13 protein-coding genes and 1 pseudogene are annotated in these 13,674 nt (G+C 65.2%); 6 read left to right on the plus strand and 8 right to left on the minus strand.

From position 1 onward, the window contains the following. Positions 1–11 precede the first annotated feature (11 nt). Positions 12–1,001 carry a malate dehydrogenase gene (locus tag AADZ78_RS20080; RefSeq protein ID WP_085251256.1) on the minus strand — a complete coding sequence of 330 codons (990 nt, stop codon included), beginning with the start codon at positions 999–1,001 and terminating at the stop codon, positions 12–14. Between the two features lie 187 nt (positions 1,002–1,188). On the opposite strand from AADZ78_RS20080, the gene corA reads away from it, so the two are divergent. After that, positions 1,189–2,316 carry a magnesium/cobalt transporter CorA gene (gene corA / locus AADZ78_RS20085; RefSeq protein WP_085251259.1) on the plus strand — a complete coding sequence of 376 codons (1,128 nt, stop codon included), beginning with the start codon at positions 1,189–1,191 and terminating at the stop codon, positions 2,314–2,316. Between the two features lie 76 nt (positions 2,317–2,392). On the opposite strand, the pseudogene AADZ78_RS20090 reads toward corA, so the two are convergent. The 6 genes and pseudogenes from AADZ78_RS20090 to AADZ78_RS20115 form a co-directional block, all read right to left on the minus strand. Then, a pseudogene (locus AADZ78_RS20090) lies at positions 2,393–2,896 on the minus strand (suppressor of fused domain protein); the annotation flags it as partial. Next, positions 2,893–4,071 carry an ABC transporter ATP-binding protein gene (locus AADZ78_RS20095; protein WP_085251254.1) on the minus strand — a complete coding sequence of 393 codons (1,179 nt, stop codon included), beginning with the start codon at positions 4,069–4,071 and terminating at the stop codon, positions 2,893–2,895. The pseudogene AADZ78_RS20090 and the gene AADZ78_RS20095, both read right to left, overlap by 4 nt. Positions 4,072–4,075: 4 nt before the next feature. Beyond that, a complete protein-coding gene (locus AADZ78_RS20100) occupies positions 4,076–4,900 on the minus strand; it encodes a carbohydrate ABC transporter permease (RefSeq protein WP_139828792.1) in 825 nt (274 codons plus the stop codon). 4 nt (positions 4,901–4,904) lie between these two features. Beyond that, on the minus strand, positions 4,905–5,774 hold the full coding sequence (locus tag AADZ78_RS20105; protein ID WP_085251258.1) for a carbohydrate ABC transporter permease: 870 nt from the start codon (positions 5,772–5,774) through the stop codon (positions 4,905–4,907). Between the two features lie 14 nt (positions 5,775–5,788). Further along, entirely contained in the window at positions 5,789–7,186 is a 1,398-nt protein-coding gene (locus AADZ78_RS20110; RefSeq protein WP_239656700.1) for an extracellular solute-binding protein, read from the minus strand. A gap of 13 nt (positions 7,187–7,199) precedes the next feature. Further along, complete coding sequence (locus AADZ78_RS20115; protein WP_085251251.1) at positions 7,200–7,727, minus strand: general stress protein; 528 nt, start codon at positions 7,725–7,727, stop codon at positions 7,200–7,202. A 181-nt stretch (positions 7,728–7,908) separates the two neighbouring features. On the opposite strand from AADZ78_RS20115, the gene AADZ78_RS20120 reads away from it, so the two are divergent. From AADZ78_RS20120 to AADZ78_RS20140, 5 genes are all read left to right on the plus strand, one after another. Then, positions 7,909–8,382 (plus strand): DUF4190 domain-containing protein, encoded by a 474-nt coding sequence (locus tag AADZ78_RS20120; RefSeq protein WP_085251250.1) that lies wholly within the window; start codon positions 7,909–7,911, stop codon positions 8,380–8,382. Between the two features lie 60 nt (positions 8,383–8,442). Further along, positions 8,443–9,750, plus strand: a complete 1,308-nt coding sequence (locus AADZ78_RS20125; RefSeq protein ID WP_085251249.1) for a magnesium transporter MgtE N-terminal domain-containing protein — start codon at positions 8,443–8,445, stop codon at positions 9,748–9,750. Then, positions 9,747–10,298 carry a DUF1003 domain-containing protein gene (locus AADZ78_RS20130; protein ID WP_085251248.1) on the plus strand — a complete coding sequence of 184 codons (552 nt, stop codon included), beginning with the start codon at positions 9,747–9,749 and terminating at the stop codon, positions 10,296–10,298. The genes AADZ78_RS20125 and AADZ78_RS20130 overlap by 4 nt, the downstream gene beginning before the upstream one ends. Before the next feature lie 114 nt (positions 10,299–10,412). Beyond that, complete coding sequence (locus AADZ78_RS20135; protein WP_085251247.1) at positions 10,413–11,669, plus strand: lytic transglycosylase domain-containing protein; 1,257 nt, start codon at positions 10,413–10,415, stop codon at positions 11,667–11,669. 31 nt (positions 11,670–11,700) lie between these two features. Continuing rightward, entirely contained in the window at positions 11,701–12,846 is a 1,146-nt protein-coding gene (locus AADZ78_RS20140; protein ID WP_139828791.1) for an Mrp/NBP35 family ATP-binding protein, read from the plus strand. A gap of 42 nt (positions 12,847–12,888) precedes the next feature. Here the strand turns inward: AADZ78_RS20140 and AADZ78_RS20145 are convergent, their stop codons facing one another. Then, complete coding sequence (locus AADZ78_RS20145; RefSeq protein ID WP_085251245.1) at positions 12,889–13,605, minus strand: TetR family transcriptional regulator; 717 nt, start codon at positions 13,603–13,605, stop codon at positions 12,889–12,891. Between the last annotated feature and the right edge of the window lie 69 nt (positions 13,606–13,674).

Raw genomic sequence — 13,674 nt, forward strand, 5'->3', positions numbered from 1 at the left:
CGGTATTGCGCTTAAATCAGGCCCAGCTCCGTAACCGCCTTGCGCTCGTCGGCCAGCTCGGCGGTAGACGCGTCGATACGCCCGCGGGAGAACTCGTCGATCTCCAAGCCCCGCACGATTGACCAGTTCCCGTCCTTGGTCGTCACCGGGAACGAGGAGATCAGGCCCTCGGGCACGCCGTAGGAGCCGTCGGAGACCACCGCCATCGACACCCAGTCCCCTTCGGGGGTGCCCAGCAGCCAGTCGCGGGCCGCATCCACGGTCGCCGATGCGGCCGACGCAGCCGACGACGCGCCGCGCGCATCGATGATCGCCGCGCCGCGCTTGGCGACGGTCGGAATGAAGTAGTCCTCGATCCAGGATTGGTCGCCGACGACCTCGGCCGCGTTCTTGCCACCAACCTCGGCATGAAACAGGTCGGGGTACTGGGTGGCCGAGTGGTTGCCCCAGATCGTCATCTTCTTGATGTCGGTGACCGCGGCGCCGGTCTTGGTGGCCAGCTGCGAGATCGCGCGGTTGTGGTCCAGGCGCGTGAGCGCGGTGAACCGCTCCTTGGGGATGTCGGGGGCGTTGGTCATCGCGATCAACGCGTTGGTATTGGCCGGGTTGCCGGTCACGCCGACGCGGACGTCGTCAGCGGCGACGGAGTTCAGTGCCTTGCCCTGAGCGGTGAAGATCGCGCCGTTGGCCTCGAGCAGGTCGCCGCGCTCCATCCCTTTGGTGCGCGGACGGGCTCCGACCAGCAGCGCCAGGTTCACGCCGTCGAAGATCTTGTCGGGATCTGCGCCGATTTCCACGCCGGACAACAGCGGGAATGCGCAGTCGTCGAGTTCCATCACGACGCCCTCAAGCGCCTTGAGCGCGGGCTCGATCTCGAGGAGTCGCAGCTCGATCGGGCGGTCCGGGCCCAGCAGCGAGCCGCTGGCCAGACGGAACAACAGGCTGTAGCCGATCTGGCCGGCGGCACCGGTGACGGCGACCTTGAGTGGACTTGCGCTCACGTCGGTTCTGCTCCTTATGGATCCTGGATTGGTCTCCGCTCGAAACTAGCGCACCTTGGCCGCGCCGAAATCGCCGGTCCGTTTGCGCGCCGCTGCTACCGGCCGCGCTTCGCCCCCTCACCGTTCTACCGGGACGCGTACCATGGACGACCGCCCGGCCAGACCTGAGCTGCGATCGGAGGTTGATGTGTTTCCAGGGTTCGACGCGCTGCCCGAAGCTCTGAGGCCGATCGCGCGGCCCCGGGTTCACCAACCGCACCAGCACCCCGTCGGCGGCCGCGCCGAGGCCCTGGTCGATTGCGGCGTCTATGTCGACGGTCACCGATTGCCCGGCAAGTACGCGTATGCGGAGGCCCTGGCCAAGGTCCGCGAAGTAGAGTCGGCCCCGCTGGACGCGATGGAGCAGGCTGGGCCCTGCTCGTTCGTATGGATTGGCCTGCACGAGCCCGACGAGCGCCAAATGCAGGAAGTGGCGGACGTTTTCGGGCTGCACCCATTGGCGGTCGAGGACGCCGTGCACGCGCATCAGCGGCCCAAGCTGGAGCGATACGACGAGACGCTGTTTTTCGTGCTGAAGACCGTCAACTATGTGCCGCACGAATCGGTAGTGCTGGCCCGCGAGATCGTCGAAACCGGCGAGATCATGATCTTCGTCGGCAAAGACTTCGTGATCACGGTCCGCCACGGCGAACATGGCGGACTCTCCGATGTGCGCAGGAAGATGGATGCCGACCCAGAGCACCTGCGGCTAGGTCCATACGCGGTGCTACACGCCATCTCCGACTACGTGGTGGACCACTACCTCGCGGTAACCACCTTGATGGAGGACGATATCGACAGCATCGAGGAGGTGGCTTTCGCCCCTGGCCGCAAAATCGACGTCGAACCGATCTACCTGCTCAAGCGGGAAGTCGTCCAGTTGCGCCGGTGCGTGGCCCCGCTGTCGGCTGCGTTCCAACGCATGCAGGCCGAAAACAAGGACCTGATCTCGAAGGAAGTACGGCGGTATCTACGCGACGTTGCCGACCACCAGACCGAGGCCGCAGATCAGATCGTCGCGTACGACGACATGCTCAACTCGCTGGTGCAGGCCGCGCTGGCGCGTGTCGGCATGCAACAGAACATGGACATGCGCAAGATATCGGCCTGGGCCGGTATCGTCGCGGTGCCCACCATGGTCGCTGGGATCTACGGCATGAACTTCCACTTCATGCCCGAGCTGGACTCGAGGTGGGGCTATCCGACGGTGATCGGCGCAATGGTCATGGTCTGCGTGTTCCTCTACTTCAGTTTCCGAAAACGCGGCTGGCTTTAACGCGCGAGCAGACGCTAAATCGCCCTGGAACGCCTGTTCCAGGGCGATTTAGCGTCTGCTCGCGCTACTACGTGGCGGCGCGCTTGAGCCGGATCCGGGCTGCCTCGGTCGCGGTGACCGGCGTCGCCGACAAGAATCGCACCGGGTTGCGCGGGGGCGGCAACGGCAAATCAGGGATGTCGCTGCGTCCCAACAACACCGCGGTATACGGCACTCGTTCCCATAGCGGTGCCCCGAGGTCGATCAGGGCGTCGGCGGATAGCACCACGCCGTCTACCGCCGGCGTCGCCGCCAGTGTCGCCAGGCTGCGCGCCAGCCCGGTGGCCGGGCCCGGATTACGCAGGCGCAGCACAACTTCGGCCCGCGGACCGCGCAACGGATCGGCGACGCTCTCGGTTGGATCGACCATCGGATTGCGTGAGCATCCCAGCGACACGTAAGTCACGAATTCGTCTGTCGCAGAACGAAACCGGAGTACCCCAATGGGTTCGGCACCCAGAAATGTCACGCTCGCGGCATCGGGCTCGGTGCCGAAATGCCCGCGCAGGTGTGCCCGTACCTGGTCCAGGATCCGGGTCACTGCGCCGCAGGCACACCGACGGTCAGGTTGGCGCCGGAGTCGGCATCGAAGACGGCCAGCTTGCTGGTGTCGACAGCCAACTCGATCGACTGACCGATGGCCGCCTTCGACTCGTTGGGAACCCTGGCCACGAACTGGTTTTCGTGCGATTCTCCCTCGGCCTCCAGCTCATCTAGCTGGGCCGCGTGCACAGCCGGACCCGACGTAGTGAAGTACGCGTATTTGTCCGAGCCCAGCGATTCGACAAAATCCACCTTGACCTCGAAGGTCAACGCCTTGATGCGTTGGTAGCCGTCGATCAATGCGGCATCGGCGATGTGCTCGGGCCGGACCCCGACGATCACATTCTGTGGTTTCGGATGCTGCGTGATCGCCTCCTGAACCTCCGGCGCCAGCGTCACCTCGCCAAAGGGCAGTGTCAGCCCGATCGACGTCAACGTGGCGGGAAAGAAATTCATCGCCGGAGAGCCAATGAATCCCGCGACGAACAGATTGGCGGGACGCTCGTAAAGCTCGGTGGGAGTGCCGATCTGCTGTGCGACGCCACCGTGCATCACCACCACTCGGTCGCCCAACGTCATCGCCTCGGTCTGGTCATGGGTGACATACACGGTGGTAGTGCCTAGTCGCTTTTGCAGCCGGGCGATCTCACCGCGCATCTGCACCCGCAGTTTGGCGTCCAGATTCGACAGCGGCTCGTCCATCAGAAACGCCTTGGGATGACGCACAATTGCGCGGCCCATCGCGACCCGCTGTCGCTGTCCACCAGACAATTGGGATGGCTTACGATCCAGAAGCCCAGTCAGGTCAAGGATTTTGGCCGTTTCCTCGACCTTCTGCGCGATTTCCGCCTTCCTCATCTTCGCCAGGGTGAGCGGAAACGCGATATTCTGCCGCACGGTCATATGCGGGTAAAGGGCGTACGACTGAAAGACCATGGCGATGTCGCGGTCCTTGGGCGCCTTCTCGTTCACCCGCTCGCCGCCGATGCGCAGCTCTCCCGACGAGATATCCTCAAGTCCAGCAATCATATTCAGTGTCGTGGTCTTGCCACACCCGGACGGTCCCACCAAGATCAGGAATTCTCCGTCGGCGATGGTGATGTTCAGGTCGCGCACCGCGGTGTGACCGTCGGGGTAGCTCTTGTTGACATGCTCCAACACAATCTCGGCCATCGCGCTATCCCTTCACAGCGCCAGAGGTCAACCCGGCGACAATCCGTCGTTGGAAAATCAGAACAAAGACAATGATCGGGACCGTGATCACGATCGCGCCGGCCGCGATCGATCCGGTTGGCTCTTCGAACTGCGAACTGCCGGTGAAATTGGCGATCGCCACCGGCGCGGTGATCGCCGCCTTAGTGGCCGTCAACGACAGCGCGAGCAGCAGGTCGTTCCACGCGAAAATGAATACCAGGATGGCCGCCGTCACCAGTCCCGGAGCCGCTAGCGGCGCAATAACTTTGCGGAAAGCCTGTCCCGGCGTCGCACCATCCATCTTGGCCGCCTTTTCCAGATCCCACGGGATCTCGCGGAAAAACGCCGACAGCGTGTAGATGGCAAGCGGCAATGCAAACGTGATGTACGGCAGGATCAACCCCGGCCAGGTGTCGAACAGGCCCACCGCACGCTCGATATTGAACAGCGGCGTCACCAGCGATATCGCCGGGAACATGGTGATCAGCAAGGTGATACCGATAAGCAGCCGCTTACCCGGGAAATCCAGCCGGGCAATCGCATAAGCGGCCATCGCGCCGAGCAGCACCGCGATCACGGTGGTGATCAATCCGATTCCGATGGAGTTGACCAGGGCCGAGCTAAAGAAATCGCCCCGGAAGATGCCGCGGTAGTTGTCCAAAGTCACCGACGACGGAATCAGCTTGCCGTCCTTGACCATTGACGTGGGTTTGAGAGACAGGCTGAAAATCCACAGCACCGGCAGCAACACGTACACCACCACCAAGGTGTCGATGACGGCCCAAAACGTGGCGCGCCGGGCGCCCAATGGCTCACCTCCCATCGGCCGCACCTCCCGGCGCCGCGGCGCCGAACAGCTTGATGAAGATGAACGCGATCAGCGCCACGCAGCCGAATATCAGCACGCTAATCGCCGAACCGAGCCCCACGTTGAAACCCTTGAACAGGTTGTCGTAGCCAAGGATTGACACCGACTGAGTACCGTTCTCGCCCCCGGTGAGCACATAGATGTTGTCGAAGATTCGGAATGCATCGAGCGTCCGGAACAACAACGCGACCACCACGGCCGGCTTGATGATCGGCAAGATGACCTTCGTCAGCCGACGCCACGCGCCCGCGCCGTCCACCTGCGCGGCCTGCAACAAATCCTCGGGCACCAACGCCAACCCGGCCAGCAGCAGCAGCGACATGAACGGCGTCGTCTTCCAGACCTCGGCGATGACGACGACGGCCAGCGACGGGATCTGCTGAGTCAGCGGCGCGCTACCGGTCGGCAGCAGGTTGGCCAGGTACCCAGTCCCCGGCGTCCAGGCGTAATACCAGCTATAGGAGGCGACCACGGTGACGATGCCGTACGGGATCAACACCGCGGTGCGCACCAACCCCTTGCCGAGCAACGTGCGGTGCATCACCAGCGCCAGCGACAGGCCCAGCACGAACTCGAACGTCACCGAAACCACCGTGATCGCCAGCGTCACTGCAAGCGCAATCCACCAATACCGGTCGGTCAGGATCGTTTGGTAGTTGCCCAGCCCGATGAAGGCGGTGTCGTTGGGGGTAGCCAGGTTATTGCGCTGCAGGCTTAGCCACACCGCGTACCCGATCGGGTAGGCCGTCACCGCCAACATCAACATCGCCGCGGGTGTCACCAGCAGCAACGCCAGGCGCCGCTCGGCGCTCATAGCCCCCGCGTGCGTCACGGCAGCAGACCCCTACCGTCGATGGCCTTTTGCGCCTGCGCGGCGAGTTCGTCGGCCGTGCGCTCCGGATCGATCGCCGTGATAGGACTCAGCGCCGCCGCGAGCCGGATGGACAATGCCTGGTAGACCGGTGTCGCCGGACGCACCGCGGCGTCGGTGAGCTGCTGGCGGATGATGGTGTACATCGGATACGTCGCCTGGAATTGCGGGTCGGAGTACAGCGAAGACCGCACCGCCGGCAAGCCCCCCTCGATCGACACGTACTTCTGATTCTGCAGGTTCCGCAGGCACCTCACCGCCTCGAACGCCTCTGCCTTGTGACGCGTGGTGCTGGCCACCGCCAGGTTCAGCCCGCCGATCGTCACCTTGGCCGGCCGACCGGGCGACACACCCGGATAAGGCGCGAAACCGAACACCTGCTGGCTGGCCTGGTACGCGATGCGGAACTGTTCTTCGGTGGGCTCGAAGGTCCCGACGTTGTTCACGCTGCCGGCCAACTCCGGAATCCGGTTGAGCGGCAAGAACGGCACGCCGCCCTTCACCGCATTCTCCAGCAAGGACGCCAGCACGAACGGCCAGTTGACCTCGAGCGCGGCCTTACCCTGTTCCACCGCTAACCGGGCGGTGCCCTCGTCGGTCCGGGTGATCGAGGGATCGGCGCCCGGCGCGGTAGCCACCGACTTCAGGATCTGCAGCGCGCTGACGGTGGCCGCGCGGTGTTCCGGGGTGTCGGTCAAGGTGACGCGCTTGCCGTCCTCGGAGAGCACCTGACCGCCAGCGCTAACCAGCAACGTGTTGAACCACACGACCAGACCCTCACCCTCGTTGGCCTGTACGGCGATCCAGCTGGGCTGGCCCGCGGCGTGCAGGCGGCTCGCCTCGGACACCATGTCGCTCCAGCTCGGTGGCGGTTGCCTCACCAAATCCGCTCGGTACCAAAGTAACTGGGTATTTGTGGTAACGGGCGCGCCATACAGACGATGCTTCCAGGTGGCCGTTGCCAGCGGGCCCGGCAAGGTGTCGGTGGTGGCGTCGTCCTCGGCTTCGCCGGCCGGGTCCTGCGATAGCGGCAGCGCCCACCCGGCTTCGGCGAACTCGGCGGTCCACACCACGTCCATTGCCATCACATCCAGGGTGCGGTCGTTGCCGGTCAGCCGTCGAGCCAGCTGCAACCGCTGTTCGTCGGGCGATCTGGGCAGGCTGATCTGCTGGATGGCGAACCGGCCACCGAATTGCTGAGTGCAGCGCTGCGCAATGGCGGTAAAAGTCGTCCCGTCGGTGGCCGGCGTGTAGAGACTGATCACCAGCCCGCCACCGCCGGATCCGCACGCTGACACCACCGACGCGGTGCTCAGCGTCGCCAGCACGATCGTGATCAGCTTGCGTGCGCGCACCCAGCCACCCAGGTCAGATCGCCAGACGCGCCAACAGATCCCGTGCCTTCTCTGCGTTTTGCGGATCGCAGAGTACGTCGTAGCGGCCGGCTACCAACTGCATGGTCGAGCTGAAATCCCTGGTGCCGCGGGCCATCGCGTACGGGACCGCAGAGGTGATCAGTCCGAAGAAGACCCCGGCGACCAAACCCGTGACCAGCGCGGCCCATGGGTTGGGACTGAAGAAGCCGAGCACCAACCCGATGAACAGGCCAAGCCAGGCGCCACTCAACACCCCGCCACCCAGCACTTTGGCCCAGGTCAGCCGGCCGGTGACGCGCTCCACCTGCATGAGGTCGACGCCGACGATGGTCACCTGCTGAACCGGGAACTGTTGCTCGGAGAGATAGTCGACGGCACGCTGCGCCTCGGCATAGGTGGGATACGACCCGACCGGCCAGCCTTTGGGCGGGGTGGGTAATCCGGGCACGCCGTGCCGACCCGAAGCCGCCGCGCCGGGGTTTGCACCGGGTACCTGTCCGGGCTGGAATGGGCTAGTCATCGGTATTTATTCTCCTCTGCCTCAGCCATCGTTTCATCTCCGGGCCAGCTGCGGTACTTCCGCACACCGTCCAGGCAACCGGCGAGTAGCCGCTATCTCGCGGATATCCCCTGGCCCGGGCGTTGTTTTGCGGACTTCCACGGCCCGTCCCGCGATCGACGCATAGGCTAGGTTGAACTCCATGACTGCTCCCGGCGGCTCCTACGACGAGAGTGCACACGCGGGCTCGGCTTGGGCCTCTCCGGCGGGTGAGCAGCCCTACCCACCCCCGGCGTATCAACCACCCGGCTACCAGCCCTACGGCGGGCCGCCGCCGTACGGCGCGTTTCCACCCGGTCTACCCGGTCCGCCCGGTCCACCCGGCTTTGGACCGCCGTCGTATCCGGGCGGGTATTACCCCGCACCGGACTACCTGGGCAGCTACGGGACCATGCAGGCGGGGACCAACGCCCTGGCGATCGCATCGCTGGTCACCTCGATCGTCGGTGTGCTCAGTTGTGGCATCGCCTCGATCGTGGCCATCGTGCTCGGCGCGGTCGCGCTCAACCAGGTCAAGCAGACTCGGGAAGAGGGCTACGGCCTCGCGGTGGCCGGCATCGTGATCGGCATCGCGACCCTGCTGGTCTTTCTGATCATCGCGTTATTCACCCTTTAGCCAAGCCGGACGACCCCGCGCCGGCTGCCAGCCCGCTCACGACTGCCTACGCTCTCAACCATGGGATCGGTCAACCGGGTCTATTTGGCGCGGCTCTCGCGGATGATGGTACTGGGGCCACTGGGCGAATCCTTCGGGCGCGTCCGTGACGTCGTCATCAGCATCAGCATCGTCCGCCAACAGCCGCGCGTCCTGGGACTGGTCGTCGATCTGGCGACCCGCCGCAGCATCTTCATACCGATCCTGCGCGTAGCCGCGATCGAGCCCAAGGCGGTGACACTCAACACCGGCAACGTGTCACTGCGTCACTTCGAGCAGCGCCCGGGCGAGGTGCTGGCGATGGGGCAGGTTCTCGACACTCCCGTGAAGGTCACCGATCCGGACCTACCCGAACTGGCCGGCGCCGATGTCGTGATCACCGACCTCGGCGTCGAACAAACAAGAACACGCGACTGGGTGGTGACTCGGGTCGCCGTCCGCAGCCAACGACGGCTGGGGCGGCGCGGTCCGGTGCACATCGTCGATTGGCAACACGTGCACGGGTTGACGCCATCCGCCTTGGCAATGCCGGGTCAGGAAGTCGCGCAGCTGCTGGACCAGTTCGAGGGGCGCCGTGCCGTCGATGTGGCCGACGCCATCCGCGGACTTCCGAGCAAGCGCCGCTTTGAGGTTTACCAGGCGCTTGACGACGAACGGCTGGCCGACATTCTGCAAGAGTTGCCCGAGGCGGATCAGGCCGAGGTGCTGTCACAACTGGGCACCGAACGGGCGGCCGATGTGCTGGAAGCGATGGATCCCGATGACGCCGCCGACCTGCTGGGCGTGCTGAATCCGACCGATGCGGAGATGCTGCTGACCCGGATGGATCCCGACGATTCCGACCCGGTGCGACGGCTGCTGAAGCACTCCCCCGACACCGCCGGCGGCTTGATGACCTCCGAACCGGTGGTGCTGACCCCGGACACGTCGGTTGCCGAGGCGCTGGCCCGGGTGCGCGATCCCGACCTGACGCCCGCACTGTCATCGATGGTGTTCGTGGCGCGCCCGCCCACGGACACTCCCACCGGGCACTACCTGGGCTGCGTGCCGCTGCAGCGACTGTTGCGCGAGCCACCCGCCGAGCTGGTCGGCGGGCTCATCGACACCGACCTGCTTACCCTGAACCCGGAGACCCCGCTGGGTGCCGCCACCCGCTACTTCGCCGCCTACAACCTGGTGTGCGGGCCGGTGGTCGACGACGAAAGCCACCTGTTAGGAGCGGTGACCGTGGACGACCTGCTCGATCACCTGCTACCCCATGACTGGCGCGTGGACGTGCAGAAGCTAGACCCCGCCGGCAGACCCGCGAGATCCGGAGGATTGCTGTGAGCAGATCCTCAACGACGCGGGGCCTGTACACCCCCCGGACATCGCGCCCGTTTGCGCCGCGACTCGACCCCGAGGCCGTCGGGAAGACGACTGAATCCATCGCCCGGTTCTTCGGCACCGGCCGTTACCTGCTGGTGCAGACGCTCTTCGTCTTGACGTGGATCGTGCTGAACGTGTTCGCAGTCCGCCTGCGCTGGGATCCCTACCCATTCATCCTGCTCAACCTGGCTTTCTCCACACAGGCCTCCTATGCCGCCCCGCTGATTCTGCTCGCGCAAAACCGCCAGGAAAACCGCGACCGCGTCGCGTTGGAGGAGGATCGTCGGCGGGCCGCACAAACCAAGGCCGACACCGAGTACTTGGCCCGCGAGCTGGCCGCGCTGCGGCTGGCCATCGGCGAGGTCGCCACGCGTGACTACCTCCGCCACGAATTGGAGAGCCTGCGCAACCTGCTAGCCGAGCTGCAGCCGGCTCAAACAAAATCGCCGGAAACCGGGCGGATCCGGCTGACGGACGGCGCGGAGCGGCGTGCTAAGAAATCCAGGTGAGAACCAACTCCGCCATTGCGCAACTCCTGTAACAAGAGTTATGTATGGTGATCTAGTTCACGAAGCTAAGAAAAGGTCAGTTTCCCGACAGCTCACATACTCAAGGACGGTCGAGTGCGCATACGCGGACGCTGGGGTGCTCACCCGGCCGCCGCTGCGGTGCGCCAGCGGGCAATTCGCCTGGCGCAGCCGGCATTCGGTGTGGCGGTGATCGTCCCTTTAGTGTTCGCCGGAGCGGTCGCCGGCGCGGCTCCCTCATTCCGCGGCAAGACCCCGCCGTTGCGTTCCGCAATCACCCCGGTAGCCGCGGTTGCCCCGTCCCCGCACACTGACCTGTCCGGCCCGGTCGTCATCTCCATCGAGCGTCTACCGACCAGCTTCCACGTCGCCGCCGCCACCACATCGGCCCCGCCACCGCCGATGATCGTGAATTCACCTGGCGCGCTAGGCATTCCGATCATGGCGCTGTCTGCGTATCGGAATGCCGAGCAGAAGATGGCAGCAGCCGCCCCCGGCTGCGGCATCAGCTGGAACCTGTTGGCGGGCATCGGGCGCATCGAGTCGATGCATGCAAACGGCGGCGCCGTTGACGCACACGGCACCGCGGTCAACCCGATCTACGGACCGGCGCTGGACGGCACATTGCCCGGCAACGAGATCATCATTCAGAGCAACGTCGGCAATCGCGTCACCTACGCCCGCGCGATGGGGCCCATGCAGTTCCTGCCCGGCACCTGGGCGCGATACGCGGTCGACGGCGACGGTGATGGCGTGCCCGACCCACAGAACATATTTGACTCGACGCTGGCAGCGGCCCGGTACTTGTGCAGCGGCGGGCTCAACCTGCGGGACCCGGGCCAGGTCATGGCCGCGATCCTGCGTTACAACAACTCGATGCCCTACGCCCAGAACGTGCTGGGCTGGGCCGCGGCATACGCCACCGGCGTGGTCCCGGTCGACCTGCCGCCGATCACCGGACCGCCGCCGCCTATCGGCGACGCACACCTCGAGCATCCCGAGGGACTCGGGCCCGACTTGCCGCTGAACCAAAACGGCCTCGGGGTCAACGACCCGCTGGGGCAACACATGCCGCTGATCGACTTCGGTCCGCCCCGGCCCCTGCCGCAATATCCGATGCCTCCGATGCCACCGATGTGGCCGTGGCTGCAGCAACCACCCGCCCCTGCGCCGCTGGCGCCGCAGCCTGGATGCACGCTGATCTGCATTACCTCCCAGAACCTGCCTGACGCGCCGCCACCCGGGGTCGGCCCGATGCCGCCGCCCGCTGCACCGGTGCCGCCGGCCGGCCCGCCGCCGCCTACGCCCAGCCCTCCGGCGCCCGGCGAGCCGGCACTCACGCCGGTCAGCTGATCGGACGGCGAGCCGCCTACACTCGGCGGTGATGTCCGGAACACCAGCTGACGACCTGACCGGCGCTGTTCGCACCGCGCTGTCGAAAGTGATCGACCCCGAACTGCGGCGCCCCATCACCGAGCTCGGGATGGTTAAGAGCATCGACGTGGACGCCGACGGAGGCGTGCACGTCGAGATCTATCTGACCATCGCCGGCTGCCCCAAGAAGTCCGAGATCAGCGAGCGCGTCACCGCCGCCGTCGCCGACGTTCCTGGCACCGGAGCCGTCAGGGTCAGCCTGGATGTGATGAGCGACGAGCAACGCGCCGAGCTGCGCAAGCAGTTGCGCGGTGACGCACGCGAGCCGGTGATCCCCTTCGCCCAACCCAGCTCTGTGACCCGGGTGTATGCGGTCGCCTCCGGCAAGGGCGGGGTCGGCAAATCCACCGTCACGGTCAATCTGGCCGCGGCGATGGCCGCCCGCGGCCTGTCCGTCGGCGTGCTGGATGCCGATATTCATGGCCACTCCATTCCCCGCATGATGGGCACCACCGACCGCCCCACCCAGGTCGAGTCGATGATCCTGCCGCCCATCGCGCACGAGGTGAAGGTCATTTCGATCGCCCAGTTCACCCAGGGCAACACGCCGGTGGTGTGGCGCGGCCCGATGCTGCACCGGGCGTTGCAGCAGTTTTTGGCCGACGTGTATTGGGGCGATCTGGATGTGCTGTTGCTCGACCTGCCACCCGGCACCGGCGACATCGCCATCTCGGTGGCTCAACTGATCCCCAACGCCGAAATCCTGGTGGTGACCACGCCGCAACTGGCGGCCGCCGAGGTGGCCGAGCGCGCCGGCAGCATCGCGCTGCAGACGCGGCAGCGCATCGTGGGCGTCGTGGAAAACATGTCTGGGTTGATGTTGCCGGACGGCACGACGATGCAGGTATTCGGCGAGGGCGGCGGTCAGCAGGTCGCCGAGCGGCTGTCGCGTGCGGTCGGAGCCGACGTACCGCTGCTGGGTCAGATCCCGCTGGATCCCGCGTTGGTGTCCGCCGGTGATTCGGGCACACCCCTGGTGTTGAGCGCGCCCGACTCGGCGGTGGGCAAAGAACTGCTCAGCATCGCCGACAGCTTGTCCTCACGACGGCGCGGGCTGGCAGGCATGTCACTCGGGCTCGACCCGACGCATCGCTAACGTCACCCGCGCGAGCAGACGCGAAAGCCCACTAGGTCGGCGTCAGGTGCTGCGCCAAGCGGGAACCGCCCCCAGGATAAAGAACACTTGACGTTGCAGCCCTACCGCAACACCTTGCAGCTCTGGGGAATTGGGATCTGAGCGGTCACTGGTCAAGATCTCGAGCATCGAATCGATTCCGGATGTCAGCGTGACCACGATGAGAGACGCCAACATTTCCACGTCACGGACCGACCATCTATTGAGGGGGTCGAAGCGTGCCAGGAACGTGGCCATCTGACTGGTGAGCAGTCGGATCTCCTGTCTCACCGCGCGGCGCAGCACAGGGTTTCCGGCGGCCCTTTGACGGGCGACGAAGGCCAAATGCCGGTGGTCCTGCGTGACATATTCGCAGAGCATTCGGACCCCCTTTTTCACGATGGACCCCGGGGACGCGCTGTTGTCGACAGAGGAAGCGCCAGCCAGCGGTGAGCGCAGCCTTCGAAAACACTCCTCGACGACTGCCAGTCCCAAGTCATCCATCGAGCTGAAGTACCGATAGAAGGCCGAGGGCGCCACTCGGGCGCCCTGCGTGACCTGACGCAGGCTCAATCCGTCGAATGCCGCACCAGAAGTAGTGAGGTCGAGCACCGCGGCAATGAGGGCCCGACGGGTCTGTTCCCGCCGCTCCTGTTGGGTGCGCCGACGCGTGGGCCCATGGCTTGCCTGCGTGATATTTAGAGAACGAACGTTTTCTACGTTGCATGTTCCTTCCGTCACATCTGGATCCTACCGGTTGGAATACCGAATATTGCAATCTACTGTTAGAGAACATTTGTTCATTATCTA

Source organism: Mycobacterium riyadhense (genome assembly GCF_963853645.1).
GTDB classification, from domain to species: domain Bacteria; phylum Actinomycetota; class Actinomycetes; order Mycobacteriales; family Mycobacteriaceae; genus Mycobacterium; species Mycobacterium riyadhense.

Bases quoted from the DNA above. Each gene is read 5' to 3' on its own strand.
- AADZ78_RS20115 (WP_085251251.1), bottom strand. From the start codon at position 7,727: ATGACTAGCCCATTCCAGCCCGGACAGGTACCCGGTGCAAACCCCGGC.
- AADZ78_RS20105 (WP_085251258.1), bottom strand. From the start codon at position 5,774: ATGAGCGCCGAGCGGCGCCTGGCGTTGCTGCTGGTGACACCCGCGGCG.
- AADZ78_RS20140 (WP_139828791.1), top strand. From the start codon at position 11,701: ATGTCCGGAACACCAGCTGACGACCTGACCGGCGCTGTTCGCACCGCG.
- AADZ78_RS20125 (WP_085251249.1), top strand. From the start codon at position 8,443: ATGGGATCGGTCAACCGGGTCTATTTGGCGCGGCTCTCGCGGATGATG.
- AADZ78_RS20095 (WP_085251254.1), bottom strand. From the start codon at position 4,071: ATGGCCGAGATTGTGTTGGAGCATGTCAACAAGAGCTACCCCGACGGT.
- AADZ78_RS20120 (WP_085251250.1), top strand. From the start codon at position 7,909: ATGACTGCTCCCGGCGGCTCCTACGACGAGAGTGCACACGCGGGCTCG.